Annotated in this window: 21 protein-coding genes; 12 read left to right on the forward strand and 9 right to left on the reverse strand. The window is 72.3% G+C overall.

Annotated elements, in window-relative coordinates; translation table 11 throughout:
• Positions 1 to 7 precede the first annotated feature (7 nt).
• The 5 genes from ABZ956_RS20265 to ABZ956_RS20285 all read right to left on the reverse strand — a co-directional run bounded on the left by ABZ956_RS20265 (position 8) and on the right by ABZ956_RS20285 (position 5,431).
• Positions 8 to 1,768, reverse strand: coding sequence for an FAD-dependent monooxygenase (locus ABZ956_RS20265; protein ID WP_361895225.1), 1,761 nt, complete (start codon positions 1,766 to 1,768; stop codon positions 8 to 10).
• Positions 1,769 to 2,003: 235 nt separating this feature from the next.
• Positions 2,004 to 2,897: an amino acid ABC transporter permease gene (locus ABZ956_RS20270; protein ID WP_361895227.1), complete on the reverse strand. Its 894-nt coding sequence runs from the start codon at positions 2,895 to 2,897 to the stop codon at positions 2,004 to 2,006.
• The gene (locus tag ABZ956_RS20275) at positions 2,894 to 3,544 is read right to left on the reverse strand and encodes an amino acid ABC transporter permease (RefSeq protein ID WP_361895230.1); all 651 of its coding nucleotides are present in this window, start codon (positions 3,542 to 3,544) and stop codon (positions 2,894 to 2,896) included. The genes ABZ956_RS20270 and ABZ956_RS20275 overlap by 4 nt, the downstream gene beginning before the upstream one ends.
• 48 nt (positions 3,545 to 3,592) lie before the next feature.
• Positions 3,593 to 4,516, reverse strand: coding sequence for a glutamate ABC transporter substrate-binding protein (locus ABZ956_RS20280; RefSeq protein ID WP_361895232.1), 924 nt, complete (start codon positions 4,514 to 4,516; stop codon positions 3,593 to 3,595).
• Positions 4,517 to 4,654: 138 nt separating this feature from the next.
• Positions 4,655 to 5,431, reverse strand: a complete 777-nt coding sequence (locus tag ABZ956_RS20285; RefSeq protein WP_361895234.1) for an amino acid ABC transporter ATP-binding protein — start codon at positions 5,429 to 5,431, stop codon at positions 4,655 to 4,657.
• 255 nt (positions 5,432 to 5,686) lie between these two features.
• Here ABZ956_RS20285 and ABZ956_RS20290 point away from each other — a divergent pair, with 255 nt between their 5' ends.
• Both ABZ956_RS20290 and ABZ956_RS20295 read left to right on the forward strand, forming a co-directional pair.
• Positions 5,687 to 6,391, forward strand: coding sequence for a response regulator transcription factor (locus tag ABZ956_RS20290; protein ID WP_361895237.1), 705 nt, complete (start codon positions 5,687 to 5,689; stop codon positions 6,389 to 6,391).
• Positions 6,392 to 6,406: 15 nt separating this feature from the next.
• Positions 6,407 to 7,828: a HAMP domain-containing sensor histidine kinase gene (locus ABZ956_RS20295; protein WP_361895239.1), complete on the forward strand. Its 1,422-nt coding sequence runs from the start codon at positions 6,407 to 6,409 to the stop codon at positions 7,826 to 7,828.
• 22 nt (positions 7,829 to 7,850) lie between these two features.
• On the opposite strand, the gene ABZ956_RS20300 is transcribed toward ABZ956_RS20295, so the two are convergent.
• On the reverse strand, positions 7,851 to 8,849 hold the full coding sequence (locus ABZ956_RS20300) for a TAXI family TRAP transporter solute-binding subunit (protein ID WP_361895241.1): 999 nt from the start codon (positions 8,847 to 8,849) through the stop codon (positions 7,851 to 7,853).
• Positions 8,850 to 9,056: 207 nt separating this feature from the next.
• On the opposite strand from ABZ956_RS20300, the gene miaB reads away from it, so the two are divergent.
• Positions 9,057 to 10,586: a tRNA (N6-isopentenyl adenosine(37)-C2)-methylthiotransferase MiaB gene (gene miaB, locus ABZ956_RS20305; RefSeq protein WP_361895244.1), complete on the forward strand. Its 1,530-nt coding sequence runs from the start codon at positions 9,057 to 9,059 to the stop codon at positions 10,584 to 10,586.
• Positions 10,587 to 10,678: 92 nt separating this feature from the next.
• Positions 10,679 to 11,389, forward strand: a complete 711-nt coding sequence (locus ABZ956_RS20310; RefSeq protein ID WP_361895247.1) for a class III extradiol dioxygenase subunit B-like domain-containing protein — start codon at positions 10,679 to 10,681, stop codon at positions 11,387 to 11,389.
• Between the two features lie 136 nt (positions 11,390 to 11,525).
• On the opposite strand, the gene ABZ956_RS20315 is transcribed toward ABZ956_RS20310, so the two are convergent.
• Together ABZ956_RS20315 and ABZ956_RS20320 are read right to left on the reverse strand one after the other, a co-directional pair.
• Positions 11,526 to 11,780 carry an antitoxin gene (locus tag ABZ956_RS20315; RefSeq protein ID WP_361895250.1) on the reverse strand — a complete coding sequence of 85 codons (255 nt, stop codon included), beginning with the start codon at positions 11,778 to 11,780 and terminating at the stop codon, positions 11,526 to 11,528.
• A gap of 32 nt (positions 11,781 to 11,812) precedes the next feature.
• Positions 11,813 to 12,058, reverse strand: a complete 246-nt coding sequence (locus ABZ956_RS20320; protein WP_361895253.1) for a hypothetical protein — start codon at positions 12,056 to 12,058, stop codon at positions 11,813 to 11,815.
• A 183-nt stretch (positions 12,059 to 12,241) separates the two neighbouring features.
• On the opposite strand from ABZ956_RS20320, the gene miaA reads away from it, so the two are divergent.
• The 6 genes from miaA (at position 12,242) to hflX (ending at position 20,263) form a co-directional block, all read left to right on the forward strand.
• A complete protein-coding gene (gene miaA, locus ABZ956_RS20325) occupies positions 12,242 to 13,180 on the forward strand; it encodes a tRNA (adenosine(37)-N6)-dimethylallyltransferase MiaA (RefSeq protein WP_361895256.1) in 939 nt (312 codons plus the stop codon).
• A gap of 107 nt (positions 13,181 to 13,287) precedes the next feature.
• Positions 13,288 to 13,767 carry a hypothetical protein gene (locus ABZ956_RS20330; protein ID WP_361895515.1) on the forward strand — a complete coding sequence of 160 codons (480 nt, stop codon included), beginning with the start codon at positions 13,288 to 13,290 and terminating at the stop codon, positions 13,765 to 13,767.
• A 50-nt stretch (positions 13,768 to 13,817) separates the two neighbouring features.
• Positions 13,818 to 14,708, forward strand: coding sequence for a diaminopimelate epimerase (gene dapF, locus ABZ956_RS20335; protein ID WP_361895259.1), 891 nt, complete (start codon positions 13,818 to 13,820; stop codon positions 14,706 to 14,708).
• A gap of 169 nt (positions 14,709 to 14,877) precedes the next feature.
• Positions 14,878 to 17,013, forward strand: coding sequence for an HD domain-containing protein (locus tag ABZ956_RS20340; protein ID WP_361895262.1), 2,136 nt, complete (start codon positions 14,878 to 14,880; stop codon positions 17,011 to 17,013).
• A 140-nt stretch (positions 17,014 to 17,153) separates the two neighbouring features.
• Complete coding sequence (locus ABZ956_RS20345; RefSeq protein ID WP_361895264.1) at positions 17,154 to 18,626, forward strand: M1 family metallopeptidase; 1,473 nt, start codon at positions 17,154 to 17,156, stop codon at positions 18,624 to 18,626.
• Between the two features lie 134 nt (positions 18,627 to 18,760).
• The gene (gene hflX, locus ABZ956_RS20350) at positions 18,761 to 20,263 is read left to right on the forward strand and encodes a GTPase HflX (protein WP_361895267.1); all 1,503 of its coding nucleotides are present in this window, start codon (positions 18,761 to 18,763) and stop codon (positions 20,261 to 20,263) included.
• Between the two features lie 75 nt (positions 20,264 to 20,338).
• On the opposite strand, the gene ABZ956_RS20355 is transcribed toward hflX, so the two are convergent.
• On the reverse strand, positions 20,339 to 21,541 hold the full coding sequence (locus tag ABZ956_RS20355; protein ID WP_361895270.1) for a hypothetical protein: 1,203 nt from the start codon (positions 21,539 to 21,541) through the stop codon (positions 20,339 to 20,341).
• 259 nt (positions 21,542 to 21,800) lie between these two features.
• Between ABZ956_RS20355 and ABZ956_RS20360 the strand changes: the two genes are divergently transcribed.
• Both ABZ956_RS20360 and ABZ956_RS20365 read left to right on the forward strand, forming a co-directional pair.
• Entirely contained in the window at positions 21,801 to 23,360 is a 1,560-nt protein-coding gene (locus ABZ956_RS20360; RefSeq protein ID WP_361895273.1) for an aminotransferase class III-fold pyridoxal phosphate-dependent enzyme, read from the forward strand.
• 19 nt (positions 23,361 to 23,379) lie between these two features.
• Positions 23,380 to 25,299, forward strand: a complete 1,920-nt coding sequence (locus ABZ956_RS20365; protein ID WP_361895276.1) for an IucA/IucC family protein — start codon at positions 23,380 to 23,382, stop codon at positions 25,297 to 25,299.
• Positions 25,300 to 25,301 lie beyond the last annotated feature (2 nt).

A 25,301-nucleotide genomic window follows, 5' to 3' on the forward strand; every position in this document is an offset into this window, starting at 1 on the left:
AGGCCGGTCAACGGTTGGCCGTAGCCTCACTGATGGCGTTGCCGGAGCGTCCCGTGCCCTCCGGAGCCGTGACCGCGGTCGCGGTCGCCCCGCCCCGCGCCGCGTCCGCGCACGCGTACAGCTCCGCGGGCCGCACCCCCGCGAGGGCCGCCACCAGATGGCCGTCCGGACGCACCACCAGCACCGTGTGCGCGTCCGCCCCCGGGTAACCCTCCGTCACCAGAAGCTCCGCCCGCATGGGCAGCGCCGAGACGGCGGCCGCCAGCCGGGGCATGAGCCCGGCGCCCAGCCAGTGCCGACGCTCCCATACGCCCGTACCCGGCGCGACGAGCACCACCAGCAGGTCACCGCCCAGCCGGTCGCGCAGCCCCGTCTCCGATCCGTCGGGCGCCGTCACCGGCACATCGACGACCGGCGCTCCCACGGCCGTACCCACCAGGACCGAGCCGGCGGGCGGCCCGGCCGGGGCCAGGGGCGTACGGGAGTGAACGTGGGGCGCGGCCAGCATTCCGCGCCCCAAGTGGCCATCGGTCAGCAGCAGATCGTGGCTGCGCGCCGCGCCCGGCAGCACGGTGCGCCGCACCGTGCGCCAGCCGCCCTCCCCGCGCACGGTCGGCAAGGTCCGGTCGGCGGCGCGCAGCCGGGCCGCGATCGCCTCCCGCCGCTCCGCCTGGTAGCTGTCGAGCAGGACGTCCGAGGCGCCGTGATGCCAGGCCAGGGCGAGCTTCCAGGCGAGATTCTCCGCGTCCCGCAGCCCCTCGTCGAGCCCCTGCGTGCCCAGCGCCCCGAGCAGATGGGCGGCATCCCCGGCGAGGAAGGCGCGCCCGCTGCGCCAGCGGCGCGCGAGGCGGTGGTGCACGGCGTGCACACCGGTGTCCAGCAGGTCGTACGCCGGTACTTCCCCGCACCACAGGGACAGCGCGTCGCGCACCCGGGCGAGCAGGGCGTCGGGGGTGACCAGTTGGCCGTCGGGCGGCAGCGGCCAGTCGAGCCGCCACACGCCGTCGGGGAGGGGACGGGCCGTCACCTCGCCGCCGCGCGGCGGCGACCGGTGCAGCAGGGCCTCGCCCGGCCACGGCAGTTCGGCGCGCAGCGCGGCGACCGCGTACCGTTCGACGGCCGTACGGCCCGGGAAGCGCGCACCGAGCAGTTTGCGCACCACGGAGCGGGCGCCGTCGCAGCCGACAAGATAACTGGCGCGCCAGAGCGTGCCATTGTCGCCGCTGGTGTGCGCGGTGACGCCGGAGGAGTCCTGTTTCAGGACGGTCAGCCGGCTGTTCTGGATGATCCGGACGTCCGCCTCATGGCCGAGCGCGGCACGCAACTCCCGGGTCAGGGCGTACTGGGGCAGGTGCAGGGGAGACGGTTCTTCTCCGGTGACGCCGGTGACGCCCGTGACGTCCGTGGTGCCCGGGGCACCCCTGTCCTCGTCGGCCCCGGGGTTCTCGGCTGTCCCGGGCTCCTCTTCCTCCCCGGCCTTCACGCTGCCGGGCGGCGCGGCGAACCGCACCCGTGCCACCTCGGCGCGGCGGCGCATCGTGCGCCAGCCCGTCCACCGGGTGCCCTCCGTCGTGGCGCACCCGAGCCGCTCCAGCAGGGCGGCGGTCTCCGGCCGCAGTACGGCCGTACGCGCCAGGCGGCGGTCCTCCTGCCCCAGGCTCTCGGGCGGCGCCTCGTCCAGGACGGTGACCGGCACCTCGTACCGGGCCAGGGCCAGGGCCAGGGTGAGCCCGACCGGGCCGGCCCCGACGACGATCACCGGGTCCACGGCACGGCTCCCCTGCCCCCGGGGCGGACGGCGGTCAGCGCCTCGCGCGCGTGGTGCTTACGGGACGTACGGGGACTGGCAGGGGGAAAATGCGCGATCACAGAACGTATGCAACCCATTGCCGGTGCTTGCGTCAAGCGATCAGCGGTCTCGCCACGGCGCGCCGGACGCGTGCGCCCCGCCGGCCTTCAGGGCCGACGGGGCGTCATGCACGGCAGGAGCGGAGGAGCTTGGGTCAGCCCGCGCCGGCGGCGCCGGGGCCAGTGTTGTGCGCCTGTTCGCCCGTGAGCACCGCGGTGGTGTCCATCGGCGGAGGCGTGCCCTTGCGCGAGCGCTTCGAGCGCCGTTCGACCCAGGTGGCGAGGGAGGACAACGCCAGACACAGCAGGATGTAGATCGAACCGAAGACGATCACCATCGGGATGAAGGCGTAGACGCCGTTGACGGGCGGGGTCTGCTGGGCGAACGCCTTACCGACGAACAGCAGCTCCTCGTACAGGATGATGAACCCGAGCGAGGTGTCCTTCAGGGTCACCACGAGCTGGCTGATGATCGACGGCAGCATCGACCGGACCGCCTGCGGCACGAGGACGGTCGTCATCACCTGCGTCTTGCGCAGACCGATGGCGTACGCCGCCTCGCTCTGCCCCTTGGGCACGGCGTTGATGCCGGAGCGGAAGATCTCCGCCTGCACCGAGCCGTTGTAGAGCGTCAGGCCGATCACCAGCGCCCACATCGGGTCGGAGGTGAACACCGCCGCGTACAGCAGGAAGATCATGATGAGCAGCGGCATGGCCCGGAAGAACTCCACGGCCACCGTGGCCGCCCACCGCACGGGCTTGTGGTCGGAGAGCCTGGCTGTGGCCAGCACCGTGCCCAGCACCAGCGAGAGGACCGCCGCGATGGCGAAGGTCTTCAAGGTCGTCAGCAGGCCGTCGACGATGCGCTGCTGGGTGTCGGCGTACTCGTAGTCGTCCCACAGCCCGGCCTGGAACTGACCGGTCTCGTCCAGCTTGTAGACGATGAAGGCGAGCAGGCCGACGATGGCGGCTATGGAGACGACGCCGTAGACCCGGTTGCGGGTCCGCGCCCGGGGCCCGGGGACGTCGTAGAGGACGCTGCCGCTCATCGGGCCACCGCCAGACGGTTCTCCAGCAGCCGGAAGAGGCCGCTGATCGTGAACGTGATGATGATGTAGCAGACCGCGATCCACAGGAAGATCACGTAAATGTTGTAGCCCGACGCCGCGTTGAGGGTCTTCTGCACGGAACCGAGCTCGGTCACGTTGAAGCCCGAGGCGATCGCCGTGTTCTTGGCCAGCGCGATCATCAGGCTGCCGATGGGCGGGATCGCCGTGCGGGCGGCCTGCGGCAGGATTATCTGGCCCAGGGTCTGGTTGAAGGTCATCCCGATCGAGCGGGCCGCCTCCGCCTGGCCCACCGGCACCGTGTTGATGCCGGACCTGATGGCCTCGCAGATGAACGCCGAGGTGTAGCACCCCAGGGCCATCACGGCGAGCCAGAAGGAGTCCCAGCCCTTCAGGCCGAGCGCCGGCAGCCCCAGGGTGACGGCCAGGAACAGCAGCACCAGCGGGGTGTTGCGCAGCAGCGTCACCCATGCGGTGCCGAAGGCGCGCAGCGCGGGCACCGGAGAGACGCGGAACGCCGCGACGAGGGTGCCCAGCACCAGGGCGAGCAGCGCGCTGAGCGCTGTTAGTTCGACGGTGCCGAGGAAACCTTCGCGGAACATCGCGAAGTTGTCCGACAGAACGTTCAAGTCATTTCTCCGGGAATCGCGTGGCGGTCATACGGCACCGATCGCCGGTCAGTAGCGCTGGACGGCGGGCGGGGTCGCGGACGTGCCGGACTTGCCCAGCGTGGCGTCGTAGGCCTTCTTCCAGTCGCCGTTCTGCACGTGCGCCTCGATGGCCTTGTTGACCGCCTCGCGCAGCGCGGTGTCCTCCTTCTTCAGGCCGATGCCGTACGGCTCCTTGGAGAAGGGGTTGCCGACGACCTTCAGGGCGCCCTGGTTCTCGGCCGCGTAGCCCTTGAGGATCGAGTCGTCCGTGGTGACCGCGTCGACCGAGCCGTTGACCAGGTCCTGCACGCACAACTGGTAGCCCTGCTGCGCCTTGGCCTCGGCGACGTCGTACTTGGGCTCCTTGATCCGCTTGAGCGGCGTGGAACCGGTCGCCGAGCAGACCTTCTTGCCCTTGAGGTCCTCGGGACCCTTGATGGTGCTGTCCGCCTTGACGAGCAGGTCCTGGCCCGCCTCGTAGTACGGGCCCGCGAAGCCGACCTGCTTCTTGCGCTCGTCGTTGATCGTGTACGTGCCGACGTACAGGTCGACGCCGCCACTGGCGATCTGCGTCTCACGCGCCTCGGAGGGCACGGTCTTGAACTTGATGTGCGCCTCGTCGAAGCCGAGGTCGGCCGCGATCATGCGGGCGATCTCCACGTCGAAGCCGGTGCGCTTCTTGGTGCCGGGATTCTCGTAGCCGAGGCCGGGCTGATCGGCCTTGGTGCCGATCGTGATCTCCTTGCCCTTGATCTTCTCGAAGACGGGCGAGTCCTTCACGTCGGCGGCGGTGTTCACCTTCCACTGCGGGAGCGCGGCCGCAGACGTGCCGCCGCTGGCCTTGTCGCCGTCCTTGGCGTCGTCGGGGCTGCCGGACTTGCCGCAGGCGGTCGCGGTCGCGACCAGCGCGAGCACCACGGCGGCCGCCGCAGCGGTGTTGCGGAGCTTCATGAGGAACATCCTTTGCGTCTGCGCCTGCGCCTGCGTCTGCGGGGCGTCGGGTGGCGGGGGAAAGCAGCGGTGAAGAAGCAGCGGGGGAAGAGACGGAGGAGGGGGGCCGCAGCGGCCCGGCCCCTCACTCCGGCCGGTTCAGTGATGCAGGATCTTCGACAGGAAGTCCTTCGCCCGGTCGCTGCGCGGGTTGTTGAAGAACTGGTCCGGCTGGGCTTCTTCGACGATCCGGCCGTCCGCCATGAAGACCACGCGGTTCGCGGCCGAACGCGCGAAGCCCATCTCGTGCGTGACGACGACCATCGTCATGCCGTCCCGGGCGAGCTGCTGCATGACCTCCAGCACCTCGTTGATCATCTCCGGGTCGAGCGCCGAGGTCGGCTCGTCGAAGAGCATCACCTTCGGGTCCATGGCCAGCGCACGGGCGATCGCCACCCGCTGCTGCTGGCCGCCGGAGAGCTGCGCCGGGTACTTGTCCGCCTGCGCGCCCACCCCGACCCGGTCGAGCAGCGCCCGGGCCTTGGTCTCGGCCTCCTTGCGGTCCTTCTTGCGGACCTTCACCTGCCCCAGCGTCACGTTCTCCAGCACGGTCTTGTGCGCGAAGAGATTGAAGGACTGGAAGACCATCCCGACGTCCGCGCGCAGTCGCGCCAGCTCCTTGCCCTCCTGGGGCAGTGGCTTCCCGTCGATGGTGATCGAACCCGTATCCGTCGTCTCCAGCCGGTTGATCGTGCGGCACAGCGTCGACTTGCCGGACCCCGACGGCCCGATGACGACCACGACCTCGCCACGCGCGATCGTCAGGTCGATGTCCTGGAGCACATGCAGCGCGCCGAAGTGTTTGTTGACCTTGTTCAGGACGACCAGTGCGTCCGCGGCGGGCGCCACGTCCTTGGTCACCGATACCTCGCTCATCGGCGTTCCTCGCTCCGTCCTCCTCGATTGGAGAGGACCCTAATGAGCCGCAACGACCAGCGTCATTACATCTGAGCTGAAATTGAGCATAACGATCCGGCCTCAAACGGACACTCTGCGTCAACAGCCGCACCGACATCGCGCGGGCGTACCGGGTGCATAACGGAAGGCATCAGAAGGACGGGAACCTCTTGACGCGCCCGGCTTCCATCAGCGTGGATGCGGTGTTGCCACACCAGCGCCCGGAGGGGGCCGATGAGACTGCTGCTCGTGGAGGACGACGACCATGTCGCCGCGGCCCTGTCGGCCGTGCTGGCCCGGCACGGGTTCGACGTCACCCACGCCCGCAGCGGCGAGGAGGCCCTTCAGGCGCTCCTGCCGGACGAGGGCGCGCCCTTCGGCGTCGTGCTGCTCGACCTCGGACTGCCCGACCAGGACGGCTTCGAGGTCTGCGGCAAGATACGCAAGCGCACCACCACCCCCGTGATCATGGTGACCGCCCGGTCCGACACCCGCTCGAAGATCCACGGCCTCAACCTCGGCGCCGACGACTACGTCGTCAAGCCCTACGACACCGGCGAGCTGCTCGCCCGCATCCACGCGGTCGCCCGGCGCACGCCCCCCTCGGAGGGCGCACCGGGACAGCCGCACGACCCCGTCGGTCCGCACGCGCTGTTCCTGGGCCCCCTCACCATCGAGGTGCCCAACCGCAAGGTGTGCGTGGACGGCAACGCCATACCGCTCACCCGCAAGGAATTCGACCTGCTGGCGCTGCTCGCGCAGCGCCCCGGCGTGGTCTTCCGCCGCGAACAGATCATCAGTGAGGTGTGGCAGACCAGTTGGGAAGGGACCGGGCGCACCCTGGAGGTGCACATCGCCTCGCTCCGTTCCAAGCTGCGGATGCCCGCGCTCATCGAGACGGTGCGCGGCGTCGGTTACAAAATCGTCCTCCCGGCGTGAGGGCAGTACGAGCCTGTGCGCACCCGACTCCTTCCGCTGCTCCTCGTCCTCATGGCGGGTGTCCTGCTGGCCCTGGGCTTCCCGCTCGCCGCCGGCATGGCCACCGTGCAACAGCAGGAGGTCGTCGTCGACCGCATCGACGACACCGCGCGCTTCGCCTCCCTCGCCCAGTACGTCACCGCCCGGCCCTTCGAACCGGCCGACGAGGCGGACGGACGCCTGATCACCCTGCGTTCCGAGCTCGCCCGGTACGAGGACCTCTACGGCATAAGAGCCGGCATCTTCTACCGCGACGGCAAGCCCATGGCCCTGGCCCCCGCCCATTGGGCGCTCCCGCTGGAAGGGGATGCCAAGCGGGCCTTCCAGGAGGCCCTCGCCGGACGCCGCAGCCGCGACCCCGGCCAGGTCTGGCCCTGGCTGCGCAGCCGGCTGACCGTCGCCTCGCCCGTCATCCGCGACGGTGACGTCGTCGCGGTCGTCGTCACCGAATCGCCCACCGGGCAGCTGCGCTCCCGCATCCTGCACGAATGGCTGCTGCTCGCGGCGGGCGAGACCGCGGCCATGCTGGTCGCCGTCCTGGCGGCCTTCCGCCTCACCGGCTGGGTGCTCAGGCCCGTGCGCACCCTCGACGTCGCCGCCCACGACATAGCCACCGGCCGGATGAACTCGCGCGTCGTCGCCGACAGCGGCCCGCCCGAGCTGCGTCGCCTCGCACGCTCCTTCAACGAGATGGCCGACAACGTAGAGAACGTGCTGGAGCAGCAGCGGGCCTTCGTCGCCGACGCCTCGCACCAACTGCGCAACCCCCTCTCCGCCCTGCTGCTGCGCATCGACCTGCTGGCCCTGGACCTCCCCGACGGGCACGAGGAGGTCACCTCCGTCCAGGCCGAGGGCAAGCGGCTGGCCCGGGTCCTGGACGACCTGCTGGACCTGGCACTGGCCGAACACGACTCCGGCGACCCGCAGCTGACCGACATAGCCGAGATCGTCACCGACCGGGTGGGCGCCTGGTCCCCGGTCGCCGACCGCGAGGGCGTTCCCCTCACCTACCGGGGGCCGGCCGCCGCGACCGGCTGGGCCGACCCCATCGCCCTCTCCAGCGCCCTGGACGCCGTCGTGGACAACGCGTTGAAGTTCACGCCCGAGCACGCCCGCGTCGAGGTCACCGTCGAGGTGGTCGGCGACCGCGTCCACATCGCCGTCGCCGACGGCGGCCCTGGGCTGACGGAGGAGGAACTCACCCGCGTCGGCGACCGCTTCTGGCGCAGCAGCCGCCACCAGAACGTCTCAGGCTCCGGCCTCGGCCTGTCCATCTCGCGGGCCCTGCTCGCCGCGTCGGGCGCCACGCTCACCTACGAACCGAACGAGCCCACCGGACTGCGCGCGACGATCGCCGTGCCGCGCGACGGAGCCCGGGCCGCCCGGCACAAGGGCTGACTTTCGCCCCCGAAGCCAGGTTTCAGGGCTTGACTGACACGTAATAGCGGCGGGCACCCGCGTGCAGCGGCAGCGGGTTGGTGAAGATCGCCGTGCGGAGGTCCACTTTCTGCGCGGCGTGCACCCGCGTGCCGATGCGGTCGCGGCTCCTTATCACCGTGCGGGTGATGCTCTCCGTGAGATCGGCGTCGGTGTCGTCCAGCGTGACCAGGAGGTTGGCGACCGCGATCGTCTTGACGACCTCGGTGGCACGCAGCTCCGGATAGGCGTCCGCCGGCATCATCGCCGCCCGGTAGAAACGCGCCTCCTCGCCCATGGCGTGCAGAGGGCCGATGAGGTCGCCGAGCTGCACCAGCCGGATGGGCAGCCGCCGCCCCAGGGACTGCACGGCGTTGGTGGGCAGCCCGCCGGACCAGAAGAACGCGTCGAGCTCCCCCTCCTCCAGCAGTCCCGGCATCCGGTCGATGCCGACCCGCACCGGTGTGACGTCCCCCTCGTAGTCCAGCCCGGCGGCCTTCAGCAGGCGCCGGGTGATCAGCTGCACGCCCGACCCGTCCGCCCCCACCCCGACCCGCAGCCCCTTGAGGTCCCGCGTCGAGCGGACGGGCGAGTCCTTGCGCACCACCAGCTGCATGTAGTCGTCGTACAGCCGCGCACACGCGCGCAGCCGCTCCGCGCCCGGCCGGCGGTCCTCGCGATAGGTGGCCACCGCGTCCGCGGTGGCCAGAGTGAAGTCGGCCTTGCCGCTCGTGAGCTGCCGCAGATTGTCCAGCGAACCGTGGCTGCGCCTGAGCCGCACGTCCAGGGCCGGCAGATCCTGTGCCAGGTCCTCCTTGAGAAGGTCTCCGTACTTCGCGTACACCCCGCTCGGTACCCCCGTCGCCATCGAGATCCGGCCACTGGGGGAGGGGCCCTGGTCCATCGGCAGCAGCCACCACATGAGCAGCGCGAGCACGGCAGCGGCCGCCGCGCCCGCCTGCGCGGTGCGGCGCCTGCCGGAGCTCGGGAGTCGGGGGGCCATGGGCGGGATCCTGCCAGCCAGGTCCGCCGCGGACCAGGCTTCGGCCCGGGCGTGACGGCGGCCACGGGGATGAGCGCAGGTGGGAGCGGCTGGAGGAAGGGAGAAGGGGAGGGCCGACGACAGGGGAGGAGAGGGGCGGCCAGAGGGCGGGCGGGGGCGAAGGAGGAGGCGGGGTGTCCGGGCGACCACGTACCCTGGTCGATTGAGATGAGTGCGAAGACCTACGAGGTGCGCACCTACGGGTGCCAGATGAACGTCCATGACTCCGAGCGGCTGTCCGGCCTCCTGGAGGACGCGGGCTATGTCCGCGCCCCCGAAGGCCACGCCGAGGGTGACGCCGACGTCGTCGTCTTCAACACCTGCGCGGTGCGGGAGAACGCCGACAACAAGCTGTACGGCAACCTCGGCCGGCTGGCCCCGATGAAGACGAAGCGGCCCGGCATGCAGATCGCCGTCGGCGGCTGCCTCGCCCAGAAGGACCGCGACACGATCGTCAAGCGGGCCCCCTGGGTCGACGTCGTCTTCGGCACGCACAACATCGGCAAGCTGCCGGTCCTGCTGGAGCGCGCCCGCGTCCAGGAAGAGGCGCAGGTCGAGATCGCCGAGTCGCTCGAGGCGTTCCCCTCGACGCTGCCGACGCGCCGCGAGAGCGCGTACGCGGCCTGGGTCTCCATCTCCGTCGGCTGCAACAACACCTGCACCTTCTGCATCGTCCCCGCCCTGCGCGGCAAGGAGAAGGACCGCCGCCCCGGCGACATCCTGGCCGAGGTCGAGGCGCTCGTCTCCGAGGGCGTCAGCGAGATCACCCTGCTCGGCCAGAACGTGAACGCCTACGGCTCCGACATCGGCGACCGCGAGGCCTTCTCCAAGCTGCTGCGCGCCTGCGGGAAGATCGAGGGCCTGGAGCGGGTCCGCTTCACCTCCCCGCACCCGCGTGACTTCACCGACGACGTCATCGCCGCGATGGCCGAGACGCCGAACGTGATGCACCAGCTGCACATGCCGCTGCAGTCCGGCTCGGACACGGTCCTCAAGGCGATGCGCCGCTCGTACCGCCAGGAGCGCTTCCTGGGCATCATCGAGAAGGTGCGCGCCGCCATGCCGGACGCCGCCATCTCCACCGACATCATCGTGGGCTTCCCCGGCGAGACCGAGGAGGACTTCGAGCAGACCATGCACGTGGTCCGCGAGGCCCGCTTCGCGAACGCCTTCACGTTCCAGTACTCCAAGCGCCCGGGCACCCCGGCGGCGACCATGGAGGGCCAGATCCCCAAGGAGGTCGTGCAGGCGCGCTACGAGCGTCTGGTGGCCCTCCAGGAGGAGATCTCCTGGGACGAGAACAAGAAGCAGGTCGGCCGCACCCTGGAGGTCATGGTCGCCGAGGGCGAGGGCCGCAAGGACGGCGCCACGCGCCGCCTGTCCGGCCGTGCCCCCGACAACCGCCTGGTGCATTTCAATCCGAGCCTGCGAGGACTGAACGACCAGCACAGCACCCAGCCCGACGAGCCGGTCCGACCGGGCGACGTGGTGACCGTCGAGATCACCTACGCCGCCCCGCACCACCTGCTGGCCGAGGGCCCCGCCAAGGCCGTGCGCCGCACGCGCGCCGGCGACGCGTGGGAGAAGCGCACCGCCGCCGCGGCCGCCAAGCCCGCTGGCGTCATGCTCGGCATCCCGACGATCGGCGCGCCCGCGCCGATGCCCGCCCCGGCCGCCCAGGGCTGCTGCGGCGACTGACGCCGCCCCGGCCGGTGCGAGCCGGCCGAACTTCCGCCCCGCCGCGGGCCCGCTCGAGCAGCGGGCGCACGGCGGGGCGTATCGTTCCCGCCATGCTCGTCGCCGCTGCCGTATGCCCCTGCCCGCCGCTCCTCGTTCCCGAGGTGGCCGCCGGGGCCGCACCCGAACTGGACGCCCTGCGGGCCGCCTGCCTCGACGCCGTGGCCGTACTGGCGGCCGCCCGCCCCGACCTGCTGGTCGTCCTCGGCCCCGCCGGACCGGTGGACCGCGGCCCGTACCCCCAGGGCACCCCCGGCTCCTTCCGCGGCCTCGGCGTGGACGTCGACGTACGGCTCGGGCAGGGCGGCCCCGCCGACGAGCGCGAACTGCCGCAGTCCCTGGCCGTGGCGGCCTGGCTGCTGGAGCGCACGGGATGGGCGGCATCGCCCGTCCAGGGCCTGGGCGTGGGGGAGGAGCTGGAGACCGGGCGCTGCCTGGCTGCCGGGCGCGAGCTGGCCGGCGCCGCCGAGCGGGTCGCGTTCCTGGTGATGGGCGACGGCAGTGCCTGCCGGACCCTGAAGGCTCCCGGCTACCTGGACGAGCGGGCCGAGCCCTTCGACGCCGGTGCGGCCCGGGCGCTGGGCGCCGCCGACACCGCCACGCTGGCCGCGCTGGACGCGGAGCTGGCTTACGCGCTGAAGGCCGCAGGACGGGCCCCCTGGCAGGTGCTGGCGGGCGCGGGCGAGGGCGCGGGACTGCGCGGGGCGCTGCTCTACGAGGACGCGCCCTACGGGGTGGGGTACTTCGTCGCCAGCTGGTCGTAGCCGCGACGCACAGGGCCGGTCGTACGGGGGCCGCGGCCGGCGCGCACAGCGCCCGGCAGGCCCTGCCGGCCCGGCACGGCGACGGCCGTGGAGCGGGCTCCACGGCCGGTCGCCGGCGAGGGATCAGGACGAGGTGTCAGGGAGTCCTGGAGTCCGTACCGCCGCCCTTCCCGTCCTTCTCGGCGCTGTCCGCGAGACGGCCGAGCGCGTCCTTGGCCTTGCTCGTGCCGGTCCGGATCTGGCTGCTGTACTTGCCCTTGGTCTTTGAATCGACCACCTGCGCGGCCTTCTCCAGCCCGTGTTCGATCTTGCCCTCGTGCTGCTGCGCGAGGTCGCCGACCTTGCCCTTCAGCGGGCCGAGCTTGGCCTTGAGATTGTCCATCAGGCCCATGGTGACCGCCCCTCGTCCTACCTTGCCAAAACTTACTTGCGGGCGCCCTCACCGGCCTCGCTGTCGGCCGCCTTCTCCGCGGACTGCTGCTTGGGAATATCGACTCCCTCAGCCGTCTCGTCCGCGGTGTCCTCGGCCTTGGCCTCAGCCGCCTCCTCCTCCGGCTTCACCTCGGCCGTCTCGGCGGCGTCGGTGGATTCCGTCGTCAGAGTGGCAGTCGCGGCCTCTTCCGTTGACGTCGAGGACGACTTACGGAGAAACCTTGAAAACACGCCCATATCTACTCCATTACCTTACTGGTGTGAGCGAAATCCCGCGTCGTCCGGGGCGTCCCATGGCGCCGCTTGCGGACACCGGTCCGCGAACCGGCTCTCGGAACCTCGCAACAGGCAACGAACCCGTCGGCGTCGCGTCACGTCGCTCGTTCGTGGGGCGCGCCCGAGGTTTGGGACACTGATCGGGTGAGAAACGCAGCTCCCGCACCTCGGGTCATCGCCGTCGTCGGCCCCACCGCAGCCGGCAAGTCCGATCTCGGCGTCGCCCTCGCCCAGCACCTGGGCGGCGAGGTCATCAACGCCGACTCCATGCAGCTCTACCGGGGCATGGACATCGGCACCGCCAAGCTCACGATGGCGGAGCGCCACGGTGTGCCCCACCATCTGCTCGACATCTGGGACGTCACGGAGGCCGCGAGCGTCGCCGAGTACCAGCGGCTGGCCCGGGCGGAGATCGACCGGCTGCTCGCCGAGGGCCGCACCCCGGTGCTCGTCGGAGGCTCCGGGCTCTACATCAAGGGCACCATCGACGCCATGGACTTCCCCGGCACCGACCCCGCCGTACGGGCCCGGCTGGAGGCCGAGCTGGCCGAGCAGGGGCCCGGGGCGCTGCACGCCCGGCTCGCCGCCGCCGACCCGGACGCCGCCCGCGCGATCCTGCCCGGCAACGGCCGGCGCATCGTGCGCGCCCTGGAGGTCATCGAGCTCACCGGCCGCCCCTTCACGGCCAACCTGCCCGGCGAGGAGCCGGTGTACGACGCCCTGCAGATCGGTGTGGACGTCGAGCGCCCCGAGCTCGACGAGCGGATCACCGTCCGGGTGGACCGCATGTGGGAGGAGGGGCTCGTCGACGAGGTCCGCGCGCTGGAGCGCGAAGGGCTGCGCGACGGGCGCACGGCATCACGCGCGCTCGGCTACCAGCAGGTGCTCGACTTCCTCGCGGGGGAATGCACCGAGGAGGCCGCCCGGGCCGAGACCGTGCGGGCCACCAAGCGCTTCGCGCGCCGCCAGGACTCGTGGTTCCGGCGGGATTCACGCGTGCACTGGCTGAGCGGAGCGGCCGACCAGCGGGCGGAACTGCCCGGCCGAGCGCTGGCGTTGGTCGAACGGGCGATTACAGCCTGATCACGTGATGGCATCGGGACGCTCCGTGTGCCGTGCAGGCATCATTCGGCGTGCCATCATCGAGCTTCGATCGAGCCGTGAAGTCCGGGTTGGGAGGGCGCGTGGCGATGGAGGCCGGCCCTCGTGACAGACCGCAGCAGCAGCCGCCGCGCAGGGGGCACCTCCCGGCGGTGACCGGAGGAGAACCGACGGGCCTGACCCCGGACGGCCCCGAGGACACCGAAGGGACCACGGCCGACAGCACGGCGCCCGCGTCGTTCCGCGAGCTGCGCCCGGAGCGTCGGCTGCGCGCCTGGCAGCTCGCTCCGATCGTGATGCTCGCCGCCATCGGCTCGCTGATGTTCGCCTTCCCGCTCGCCTTCGAGTTCGGGGACGGCGGCCCCGTCGTCGCCATGCTCGGCCTGCTCCTCAGCTGCTGCGCCGCCGGCTGGGGCGTCATGGCCGCCCGCCGCGTGGGCTACACCTGGCCCGGCCTGCCACCGCGCGGCTCCGGTCGCCGCCCCGACTGGCGGTACGTCGCCGCGTACACGGCCGTCGTGATCGTCGTGGTCGTCCTCGCCGTCTGGCGCGTGGCCCGCCTGCGCTGAGCCGGGGCCCGGCCGGAGGTGTTGTCACAGCTCACCCGTACCATCGAAGGGTGAGCACCGCGCAGATCGCCTTCCTCAAGGGTCACGGCACCGAGAACGACTTCGTGATCATCCCCGACCACGACGGCCTGATCGAGCTGTCCCCCACCGCCGTCGCGCGTCTGTGCGACCGACGGGCAGGCATCGGCGCGGACGGCGTGCTGCGCGTCGTGCGCTCCGCCGCGCACCCCGAGGCGCGGGCGATGGCCGCCGAGGCCGAGTGGTTCATGGACTACCGCAACGCCGACGGCAGCATCGCGGAGATGTGCGGCAACGGCGTCCGCGTCTTCGCGCGCTACCTCCAGCGGGCGGGCCTCGCCGGGGAGGGCGACGTCGCGATCGCCACCCGGGCCGGCATCCGCCGCGCCCACATCGCCAAGGCGGGCCCGGACGGCGAGCCGGGCGAGATCACCACGGCCATGGGCCGGGCCGTGCTGCCCGGCGGCGAGGTCACCGTCGCTGTCGGCGAGCGCAGCTGGCCCGCGCGCAACGTCAACATGGGCAACCCGCACGCCGTCTCCTTCGTGGGCGACCTCTCCGACGCCGGAGATCTGTTCACCGCCCCCGCCGTGAGCCCCGCGGCCGCCTACCCGGACGGCACGAACGTCGAGTTCGTCGTCGACCGCGGCCCGCGCCACGTCGCCATGCGGGTCCACGAGCGCGGCTCCGGCGAGACCCGTTCCTGCGGAACGGGCGCCTGCGCCGTCATGGTCGCGGCCGCCCGGCGGGACGGCGCCGACCCGGCCGTCCTCGGGCACCCCGTCACGTACACCGTCGACGTGCCCGGCGGGCGCCTGGTCATCAGTGAGAGCCCGGACGGCGCCGTCGAGATGACCGGACCGGCCGTCATCGTCGCCGAGGGCGTCCTGGACGCCTCCTGGTTCGCCACCGTCACCGCCTGACACCACCGCACCACCACCCCCGTCCCGACACACCCGCCGGGCTCCCTCGAATGGGTGATCCGTTTCACTCTGGGCGAGAGGGGGTGAGCGGTGCGTGATGGGCTCGGTAGCATCAAGCACCGGTCTGGCGGCGTGAGCCGACCACCGGTCGACGCTGCCGGAGGTGCCCATGAGCGCAGAGGCCACGAACACCGGTGCTCCAGGCCGCAGGCGCGGCCGCCGCATCGACCTGAGACGGCTCGGGCGTGCTGCGCTCAGCGGCTCCGGGGCCCGCGGCCGGCTCCCTGATGCCATCGACCACGTCGCCAAGGTCCACCGCGCCCACCACCCCGGCGCCGATCTCGACATCCTGCGCCGGGCCTACGTCCTCGCCGAGTCCTCCCACCGCGGTCAGACGCGCAAGAGCGGCGAGCCGTACATCACCCACCCCCTCGCCGTCACCCTGATCCTCGCCGAACTGGGCGCCGAGACCACCACCTTGACCGCCTCGCTGCTGCACGACACGGTCGAGGACACCGAGGTGACGCTCGATCAAGTACGGGAGCAGTTCGGCGAGGAGGTCCGCTTCCTGGTCGACGGCGTCACCAAGCTGGAGAAGGTCGACTACGGCACCGCGGCCGAGCCCGAGACCTTCCGCAAGATGCTCGTCGCCACCGGCAACGACGTCCGCGTGATGTCCATCAAGCTCGCCGACCGGCTGCACAACATGCGCACCCTCAACGTCATGCGCCCCGAGAAACAGGCCCGGATCGCCAAGGTCACCCGCGATGTGCTGATCCCGCTCGCCGAGCGGCTGGGCGTCCAGGCGCTCAAGACCGAGCTGGAGGACCTGGTCTTCGCGATCCTCCACCCCGAGGAGTACGCGCGCACCCGTGACTTCGTCCTCGCCCACGCCGGCCGCCCCGACCCGCTGGAGGCGACCGCGGCGAGCGTACGGGCGGTCCTGCGCGAGGCGGGCATCGCCGGCGAAGTGATCGTCCGGCGGCGGCACTTCGTCTCCGTGCACCGGGTGCGCCTCAAGCGCGGCGAGCTGACCGGCTCGGACCTGGGCAGGCTGCTCGTCCTGGTGGCGGAGGACGCCGACTGCTACGCGGTCCTCGGTGAACTGCACACCTGCTTCACGCCGTTCATCTCGGAGTTCAAGGACTTCATCGCCGTACCCAAGTTCAACCTCTACCAGTCCCTGCACACCGCCATCGCCGGTGAGGGCGGGCAGGCCGCCGAAGTCCTCATCCGCACGCACCAGATGCACCGCGTGGCCGAAGCCGGTGTCATCGCCCTCGGCAACCCCTACGCCGCCCCCGAGGCGCCCGACACCGCCGACGGGGAGCGTGCCGACCCCACCCGCCCCGGCTGGCTCTCCCGGCTGCTGGAGTGGCAGCGCGCCACCCCCGACCCCGACACCTTCTGGACCTCCCTCCGCGACGAGCTGGCCCAGGACCGCGAGGTGACCGTCTTCCGCGCCGACGGCGGCACGATCGGCCTGCCGGCCGGCTCCAGCTGCGTCGACGCGGCCTACGCCCAGTACGGCGACGGCGCGCACCACTGCATCGGGGCGCGCGTCAACGGCCGGCTGGCCACCCTGAGCACGGTGCTGCGCGACGGCGACACCCTGCACCTGCTGATGTCCGCCGACGCCGCCTCCGGGCCCTCGCCCGACTGGCTCGAGCACGCCCGTACGCCCGCCGCCCGCATCGCCATCGGCCGCTGGCTGGCCACCCATCCGCCGCAGGAGCCCGCCGCGCCCGCACCGCCCGCGCCCCCCGCCCCCGGCCCCCCGAGGACCGCCCCCCGGACCGCCGCGGCGGCCCCGCACGGGCCGGTCGCGGTCGTCGCCGGGAGCAGCGGCCCGGTGGCCCCGAGCGTGCGGTTGGCGGGCTGCTGTACGCCCGTACCGCCCGACGAGGTCACCGGCTTCACCGTGCGCGGGGGCACGGTGACCGTGCACCGCGCACCGTGCCCGGTGGTGGACCGGATGGTCACCTCGGGCCGCAAACCGGTGGAGGTGCACTGGCGCAGCAGCCCGGACGGCGCGGGCACCGGCGACTACCGGGTCACCTTGCGGGCCGAGTCGTTCAGCCGGCCGCACCTGCTCGCCGATCTGACCGAGGTCATCGCGGCCGCGGGCGCCGCCGTCGTCTCCGCCGCCGTCGAGCCACCGCACGAGCAGCGGGTGCGCCACACGTACACCCTTCAGCTGCCGGACGCCGGGCGGCTGCCGGAGCTGATGCGGGCGATGCGCCGGGTGCCGGGGGTCTACGACGTCGCGCGGGCGGGCCGCTCGGTGGCCGCGGCGCCGCTCTAGCCGCGAGGGCGCGGATCCGCGGGGGAGACCGTGCCCGTACGGGTGATACGACACTCGTACCACCATCCGAGACGCTCGTACGGGTGGGGCGGCGCCGCGCCGCCACCGGTCGGCGGCCGGGCGCTGATAGCGGTGGACGCATGTCGCACTCACCGGAGCGTTCCTCCCGGCGCCGGCGGTCCGCGCGCCGCCGGGCCGCCCTTGTCGTCGCAGCAGCCGCCCTGGTCCTCGGGGCCGCCGCACCGCCGGCCCCCGGGGCGCTGGGCGTCGGCGACCGGCTCTTCCCGCACCTGGGCAACCCCGGCTACGACGTCGCCGCCTACGACATCTCCTTCGGCTACCGCGCCAACAACCAGCCGCTCGACGCGGTGACCAGAATCGTCGCCCGGGCCACCGCGCCCCTGGAACGGTTCAACCTGGACTTCACCCACGGCACGATCAGCGCGATCGAGGTCAACGGCGCGGCCGCTCAGTTCGCCACCGCCGGCGAGGACGTCGTCGTCACTCCCGCGCGCGCGGTGCCCTCCGGAGGGTCGTTCACCGTCACCGTCCGCCACACCAGCGACCCACGGGGTGAGCACGAAGGGGGCTGGGTGCCCACGGGCGACGGACTGGTCATGGCCAACCAGGCCGACGCCGGCCACCGTGTCTTCCCCGGCAACGACCACCCCTCCGACAAGGCGATGTTCACCTTCCGGGTGACCGCGCCCAAGGAGCTGACCGTCGTCGCCAACGGGCTGTCCGCCGGGCGCCAGACCTCCGGGGCGAACACCACCTGGACGTACCGGACGCTGCACCCGATGGCCACCGAGCTCGCCCAGGTCGCCATCGGCCGCTCCGCCGTGCCCGAACGCAGCGGGCCGGGCGGCCTGAAACTGCGGGACGTGGTGCCGGCGGCCGACCGGAAGGAGCTGGAGAAGTGGACGGCCAGGACGCCGGACCACATCGCCTGGATGGAGAAGAAGGTGGGCCACTACCCCTTCGAGAGCTACGGGGTCCTCATCGCCGATGCCTCCACCGGATTCGAGCTCGAGACCCAGACCCTGTCCCTCTTCGAACGCGACATCTTCACCAAGCCCGGCTTCCCCGCCTGGTACATCGAGTCCGTGATGGTCCACGAACTCTCCCACCAGTGGTTCGGCGACAGCGTCAGCCCGCGCGTGTGGTCCGACCTGTGGCTCAACGAAGGCCACGCCACCTGGTACGAGGCGCAGTACGCCGAGGAGAGGTCCGGCCGCAAGCTGGTGGACCGCATGCGCGCCGCCTACGAGCTCTCCGACCGGATGCGCGCCGACGGCGGCCCGCCCGCCGCCCCCCTCGCGCCCGTCCCCGGCAAGAAGATCAGCATCTTCCGGCCGGTCGTCTACGACGGCGGCGCACTGGTCCTCTACGCCCTCCGCCAGCGCATCGGCGCCCCTGCATTCGACCGGCTGGAACGCGCGTGGGTCCAGCGGCACCGCGACTCCACGGCGTCCACCGCCGACTTCGTCGCGCTGGCCACCGAGGTCTCCGGCCGGGACCAGTCCGCCTTCCTCAGGCCCTGGCTGTACGGGCAGAAGACGCCGCCCATGCCCGGGCACCCCGACTGGAAGACCGCGGCGAAACCCGCGTGACGACGCGGCACGGCCGTGGGACGATTCCCGGGTCGGCGAGGCCGCCGGCCCGGGAATCTCCGGGGCGCGCCGGACGTTGTCGACCCTGAGACCCCCGGTGCGGGGGCAGGCAGAACCCACGACGTAAGGATCAAATGACCTCCTCTTCTTCCTTTCCCCAGGACCGGCAGGACCGGCAGAGCCTCCCGGAGAGCCTTCGGGCCGACGCCCTGATGGAAGAGGACGTCGCCTGGAGCCACGAGATCGACGGGGAGCGCGACGGCGAGCAGTACGACCGCTCCGAGCGCGCGGCCCTGCGACGGGTGGCGGGTCTCTCCACCGAGCTGGAGGACGTCACCGAGGTCGAGTACCGGCAGCTGCGCCTGGAGCGCGTGGTGCTGGTGGGCGTCTGGACGTCCGGCACGGTGCGGGACGCCGAGAACTCCCTCGCGGAGCTGGCCGCGCTCGCCGAGACCGCGGGCGCCATGGTGCTCGACGGTGTCATCCAGCGGCGCGACAAGCCGGACCCGGCGACCTACATCGGCTCGGGCAAGGCCCAGGAGCTGCGGGACATCGTCCTGGAGACCGGCGCCGACACCGTGGTGTGCGACGGTGAGCTCAGCCCCGGCCAGCTCATCCACCTCGAGGACGTCGTCAAGGTCAAGGTGGTCGACCGGACCGCCCTGATCCTCGACATCTTCGCCCAGCACGCCAAGTCCCGCGAGGGCAAGGCCCAGGTCTCGCTGGCCCAGATGCAGTACATGCTGCCCCGGCTGCGCGGCTGGGGTCAGTCGCTGTCCCGGCAGATGGGTGGCGGTGGATCCGGTTCGTCCGGCGGCGGCATGGCCACGCGTGGCCCCGGTGAGACCAAGATCGAGACGGACCGGCGGCGGATCCGCGAGAAGATGGCGAAGATGCGCCGGGAGATCGCGGAGATGAAGACCGGCCGCGACATCAAGCGCCAGGAGCGCCGTCGCAACAAGGTCCCCTCGGTGGCCATCGCCGGCTACACCAACGCCGGAAAGTCCTCGCTGCTCAACCGGCTCACGGGCGCGGGCGTGCTGGTGGAGAACTCCCTGTTCGCCACCCTCGACCCGACCGTGCGCCGGGCCGAGACGCCCTCCGGGCGGCTCTACACCCTCGCCGACACCGTCGGGTTCGTCCGGCACCTGCCGCACCACCTCGTCGAGGCGTTCCGCTCCACCATGGAGGAGGTCGGTGACTCCGACCTGATCCTGCACGTGGTGGACGGCTCGCACCCGGCGCCGGAGGAGCAGCTGGCCGCCGTGCGCGAGGTGATCCGCGATGTGGGCGCGCTCGACGTGCCCGAGATCGTCGTGATCAACAAGGCGGACGCGGCCGACCCGCTCGTGCTGCAGCGGCTGCTGCGCGTCGAGAAGCACTCGATCGCGGTATCCGCGCGGACCGGCGCGGGCATCGAGGAGCTGCTGGCCCTGATCGACGCCGAGCTGCCGCGGCCCGCCGTGGAGATCGAGGCGCTCGTGCCGTACACGCACGGTGCCCTGGTCGCGCGGGCCCACGCCGACGGCGAGGTGATCTCCGAGGAGCACACCCCGGAGGGCACCCTGGTCAAGGCCCGGGTGCACGAGGAGCTCGCCGCGGAGCTCCAGAGGTACGCACCCGCGGTACGTTCCTGACCGTACGCACGCGAAGGCCCGCCCCGACGACGTCGGGGCGGGCCTTGGTGCGTTCCACCGCTGTCGCGGTGCTCGCTAGCGCTTGTTCGCGAACTTCTGGCTGAGCGCGTCGTAGACGCCCTTGGCCTCCGGACCCAGGCGCGGGCCCGCCAGCCAGGTGCTGTTGGACGGGCCGATCGACGTGTTGGAGATCAGCACGGCCTTGCCGTCGGGGCCCTTGGCGAACCAGCCGCCGCCCGACGAACCACCGGTCATCGTGCAGCCGATGCGGTACATCGTCGGCTGCGAGGGCTCGACGGTCAGACGGCCCGGCCTGTCGACACAGTCGTACATCTTCTGGCCGTCGAAGGGCGGCGCGGCCGGGTAGCCCCAGGCGCCCATGCTCTGGATGGACTTCACCTGCGGGGTGCTGAAGTCGACGGTGAGGGCGTTGCCCACCGTCTCCTCGAGCGACTTGCCGCTGCCGTTCTCGGACTTCACGTGCAGCACGGCGAAGTCGTAGGGGGCACCCGCGCCACCGGTCTCGGCGCCCTGCGTGATCCACTGCGAGGACGTCTGCGCCCAGTCCGCCCACCACACGCCGTACGGGGCGACGTCCGTCACCGGTGCGCTGTTGACCTGCGAGGCGGGCAGGCCCTTGTCGTTGTACGACGGCACGAAGGCGATGTTGCGGTACCAGCCGCCCTTCTTGCCGGCGTGCACGCAGTGGCCCGCGGTCCACACCATGTTCGACTTGCCGGGGTGTGCCGGGTCCTTGACGACCGTTGCCGAGCAGACCATGTGGCCCTCGGGGCTGTCGAAGAAGACCTTGCCCACCGGAGCGGCGTTGTTGTGGTACGGCAGGCCGACGGCCTTGGCCTTGACCGGCCGCGGCTCGGGGTCCGTGACGCCCTGGTCGCTGGCGCCGCTGCCCGGCACCGTACCGGGCGCGCCCTGGGTGGCGAGCGTCTTGTCGCTGGGGCGCGCGTCCTTCATCTTGTCGGGCTTCCAGTGGCCCTCGATGATGGGGTTGATGAAGTCGCGGGCTTCACGAAGCCACTGCTCCTTGTCCCAGTTCTTCCAGGCCCCGTCCTTCCACTTCTGCTTCCACTTCTCCAGATCCTGGGTGGGGATCCCCTTGGGCAGGCTGGGGAAGTCGTCGCCCTTCTGGCCCGCGGCCGCGCTGGGCTTGGCTTCGCCCGTGGCCTTGTCCTCGGACGGGCCGCACGCGGTGGCGGTCAGCGCCAGCGCGGCGGCGAGGGCGGCGGCCGCCAGGGCCGGCCGGCGTTTCGATGGCATGGAGTGGGCTCCCCCTGTTGATCTGCATCCGCTCTCGGCGAATGTCCGCTATCCGCACGGTATGTCGTGAACTTGTCATGCACTGCCCCGGCGGGGCAGGGCCCCACTATGCCGGTGCCGGGGGAGACGGTCATGGGCGGGTCCATGGTTCCGGAACGAAGGATCTTGAGCCCGGGCCGTGATCCGCAGCTCTCGGCGTCGTTGGTACGTACGGGGGACGCCCGACCATCGTTCAGCCGCAGGAGGAGGTACCCGCGCCATGGCCCCGACCCGACCACCGCTGCGGGCGCCGTCCGTGACGCCGCCGCCGGCCCACGAGGGCATCGCGCGGCGACAGTCGTCGCGCGAGAGCGCGGCTCGTACGTACGCCCGGTCGCTGCCCGTCGTGCCGGTGCGCGCCCGGGGGCTGACGATCGAGGGTGCCGACGGCCGCCGCTACCTCGACTGTGTCTCGGGGGCGGGCACCCTGACGCTCGGCCACAACCATCCGGTGGTGCTCGAAGCCATCCGCCGCGTCCTCGACTCCGGTGCTCCGCTGCACGCACTGGACCTGGCCACCCCGGTGGAGGACGACTTCACCGGCGAGCTGTTCGCGACGCTGCCGCGCGGCCTGGCCGACACCGCCCGTATCCGCTTCTGCGGACCGGCCGACACCGACGCGACGGAGGCAGCCTTCCGGCTCGTGCGGGCCGCGACCGGCCGCGAGGGGCTGCTGGCCTTCTCCGGAGCCTGCCACGGACTGCCGGACTCCGGCGCCGCGTGGGGGACGCGGGCGACGCGGCTGCCGTTCCCGCAGGACTACCGCTGCCCGTTCGGGGTCGGCGGCGAGGCCGGTGAGCAGTTGTCGGTGCGCTGGACCGAGACCCTGCTGGACGACGGCGCGGGGGAGCCGGCCGGGCTGATCGTCGAACCGGTGCAGGACGGGGGCGGGATCCTCCCGGCGCCCGACGGCTGGCTCCGGGGCATGCGCGAGATCACGGCCGCCCGCGCCATCCCCCTCATCGCCGACGAGACGCAGACGGGAGCCGGCCGGACGGGCGCCTTCTGGGCCGTCGAGCACAGCGGGATCGTCCCGGACGTGATGGTCCTGTCCAAGGCCATCGGCGGCAGCCTGCCGCTCGCCGTCGTCGTCCACCACGAAGACCTCGACACCGGGCGGTCCGGCGAGCCCGCGAGCACCTTCCGCGGCAACCAGCTCGCCATGGCCGCCGGTGCCGCGACCCTGCGCCACATCAGGGAGAACGCCCTGGCCGAGCGCGCCGGCCTGCTCGGCGCGCGCATGCTGGAACGCCTGCGGCCCCTGGCCCGGGAGCACGAGTGCGTCGGTGAGGTACGCGGCAGAGGGCTGATGATCGGCATCGAGTTCGTCGATCCGCTGGCGGAGGAGGGTGGCGCGTACGACGCCGGGGCGGGCGGCTACGACCCCGGGGCGGGGGACCAGGGCGTATGCGACCCCGGTCTCTGTGGCGAGCTGGACATCGCCGCCATGGGCACCGGCCGCGCCGCCGCGGCCCTCGGCCCGCTCTCCGCGAGCCCGGCGCTCGCCGCCGCCGTGCAGGAGGAATGCCTGCGGCGGGGGCTGATCGTCGCCGTGGGCGGCCGCCACTCCAGCGTGATCCGCCTGCTGCCGTCGCTCACCATCACGGACGAACAGACCGAAGCCGTCCTCGACCGGCTGTCCGACGCCATCGCCACGGTCTCCCGCACCGCCCGCCGGATCCCCACCCCGAGAACGCCGAAGGCGACCCCGAAAACGCCGAAGCCCACCCCGAGCACGCCGAAGGAGGAAGGCGCCGCATCCCCGGCCGGAACGCCGTGACATGCCCGCCGCACACCGCATGAACGCACCCCTCCACGCCGACGCCTCCCCCGCCGGCCCGGACCGGTCCCCGGCGGTGCCCCGCCCGGGCGGCCCGCGCGGCGAGGCGCCGGCCCCCGGCACCGGCGGCGTCACCGACCCGCTGGACCACCCCGACCCGCACGCCGCCGCGGACGCTGCCGCCGTGGAGAACCTGCTGCGCTGCTGGGTGCGCGAACACGACATCCCCCGGCCCCACGGCGACATCCTCTACCTGCCGCTCAACGCCAGCGGCATCCCCCTGACCGTCCCCGTGCACTACTGGTCCGCCACCGGCTGGCACCGCTTCGGCCGGGTCACCCTCACCGGCGGGCCCGACGACGCCCCCGCCTTCGACGCCGTCACCCTGGCAGCCCTGCTCGGCCGCGAAGCCGCCCACCGGGCCGCGCAGACCGGCCGGCCCCCCACGCAGGACGGGGCCGAACTCGTCGCGCGCGTCGCCGACTCCGCGCGCCGCACCGCCACGTTCCTCACGGCCCGCCGCGAACGCCCCGCCGACCCGGACGGCGGGGACCTCTTCCTCTACAGCGAGCAGTCCCTGCTCCTCGGGCACCCCCTGCACCCCGCGCCCAAGAGCCGCGAAGGGCTCTCCGATGCCGAAACGTTCGACTACTCCCCGGAGCTGCGCGGCCGCTTCCCCCTGCACTGGCTGGCCGTCCACCGCTCCGTCCTCGCCACGGACTCGGCCTGGACCGAGCGCGGCCGTGCCGTCGAGGCCCCCACCCTGGCCGCCCGGCTCGCCGGCCCCGGCCTGGAACTGGAGCTTCCGGTCGACACGGTGGCCCTGCCCGTGCACCCATGGCAGGCGCGGGACCTCCACCACCGCCCGGCCGTGGCCGCGCTCTTCGAAGCCGGACTGCTCCACGACCTCGGCGCCCGCGGTGAACCCTGGTACCCCACCTCGTCGGTCCGTACCGTGCACCGGCCCGGCGCCCCCGCCATGCTGAAGCTCTCCCTCGGCCTGCGCATCACCAACTCGCGCCGTGAGAACCTCCGCAAGGAGCTGTGCCGCGGCGTCGAGGTGCACCGGCTGCTGCGCGGCGGCCTCGCCGAGCGGTGGCGGGCCGCCTGCCCCGGCGGCCTCGGCTTCGACATCGTCCGCGACCCCGCCTGGCTGGCCGTCGACGCCCCCGACGGCTCCCCGCTGCCCGGCGTCGACGTCGTCATCCGGCACAACCCCTTCGGCCCCGGCGACGACGCCGTGTGCGTCGCGGGGCTCGTCTCGCCCCGGCCCTGGCCCGGCCGGCAGGGGCCGGCCGGACAACCGGCCGTCTGCTCCCGCCTCGCCGACACCATCGGCCGGCTCGCGTTCCGCACCGGCCGGCCCACCGGTGCCGTCGCCGCCGAGTGGTTCCTGCGCTATCTGGACGCCGTCGTACGGCCCTTGCTCTGGCTCGACGGCGAGGCGGGCATCGCCCTGGAGGCACACCAGCAGAACACCCTCGTCCTGCTGGATCCCGACGGCTGGCCGGTCGGCGGGCGCTTCCGCGACAACCAGGGCTACTACTTCCGCGAGTCCCACCGCGCCGCGCTCGGCCAGCGGCTCCCCGGAATCGGGCAGGAGAGCGACACCTTCGTGACCGACGAGGTCGCTGACGAACGGTTTCTGTACTACCTCGGCATCAACAACGTCCTCGGACTCATCGGCGCGTTCGGCTCCCAGCGCCTGGCCGACGAACAGATCCTGCTCGCCGCGCTCCGCCGCTTCCTCAAGGAAGCCGCCACCGGCCCCTCGCCGACCCGCTCCAGCCTCCCCGAGCACCTCCTGCAGGCGCCCACCCTCCGCTGCAAGGCCAACATGCTGACCAGGTTGCGCGGGCTCGACGAACTCGTCGGACCGGTGGACACCCAGTCCGTGTACGTCACCGTCGCCAACCCCCTTGCCCCGGCCGCGGGATGAAC

The organism is Streptomyces sp. NPDC046261 (genome assembly GCF_040646235.1).
Lineage (GTDB): Bacteria > Actinomycetota > Actinomycetes > Streptomycetales > Streptomycetaceae > Streptomyces.

Excerpts from the sequence above, each read along its gene's own strand:
- ABZ956_RS20270 (WP_361895227.1), bottom strand. The coding sequence starts at position 2,897 with ATGAGCGGCAGCGTCCTCTACGACGTCCCCGGGCCCCGGGCGCGGACC.
- ABZ956_RS20280 (WP_361895232.1), bottom strand. The coding sequence starts at position 4,516 with ATGAAGCTCCGCAACACCGCTGCGGCGGCCGCCGTGGTGCTCGCGCTG.
- ABZ956_RS20285 (WP_361895234.1), bottom strand. The coding sequence starts at position 5,431 with ATGAGCGAGGTATCGGTGACCAAGGACGTGGCGCCCGCCGCGGACGCA.
- ABZ956_RS20290 (WP_361895237.1), top strand. The coding sequence starts at position 5,687 with ATGAGACTGCTGCTCGTGGAGGACGACGACCATGTCGCCGCGGCCCTG.
- ABZ956_RS20300 (WP_361895241.1), bottom strand. The coding sequence starts at position 8,849 with ATGGCCCCCCGACTCCCGAGCTCCGGCAGGCGCCGCACCGCGCAGGCG.
- miaB (WP_361895244.1), top strand. The coding sequence starts at position 9,057 with ATGAGTGCGAAGACCTACGAGGTGCGCACCTACGGGTGCCAGATGAAC.
- ABZ956_RS20310 (WP_361895247.1), top strand. The coding sequence starts at position 10,679 with ATGCTCGTCGCCGCTGCCGTATGCCCCTGCCCGCCGCTCCTCGTTCCC.
- ABZ956_RS20315 (WP_361895250.1), bottom strand. The coding sequence starts at position 11,780 with ATGGGCCTGATGGACAATCTCAAGGCCAAGCTCGGCCCGCTGAAGGGC.
- ABZ956_RS20320 (WP_361895253.1), bottom strand. The coding sequence starts at position 12,058 with ATGGGCGTGTTTTCAAGGTTTCTCCGTAAGTCGTCCTCGACGTCAACG.
- ABZ956_RS20330 (WP_361895515.1), top strand. The coding sequence starts at position 13,288 with ATGGAGGCCGGCCCTCGTGACAGACCGCAGCAGCAGCCGCCGCGCAGG.
- ABZ956_RS20340 (WP_361895262.1), top strand. The coding sequence starts at position 14,878 with ATGAGCGCAGAGGCCACGAACACCGGTGCTCCAGGCCGCAGGCGCGGC.
- ABZ956_RS20345 (WP_361895264.1), top strand. The coding sequence starts at position 17,154 with ATGTCGCACTCACCGGAGCGTTCCTCCCGGCGCCGGCGGTCCGCGCGC.
- hflX (WP_361895267.1), top strand. The coding sequence starts at position 18,761 with ATGACCTCCTCTTCTTCCTTTCCCCAGGACCGGCAGGACCGGCAGAGC.
- ABZ956_RS20355 (WP_361895270.1), bottom strand. The coding sequence starts at position 21,541 with ATGCCATCGAAACGCCGGCCGGCCCTGGCGGCCGCCGCCCTCGCCGCC.
- ABZ956_RS20360 (WP_361895273.1), top strand. The coding sequence starts at position 21,801 with ATGGCCCCGACCCGACCACCGCTGCGGGCGCCGTCCGTGACGCCGCCG.
- ABZ956_RS20365 (WP_361895276.1), top strand. The coding sequence starts at position 23,380 with ATGAACGCACCCCTCCACGCCGACGCCTCCCCCGCCGGCCCGGACCGG.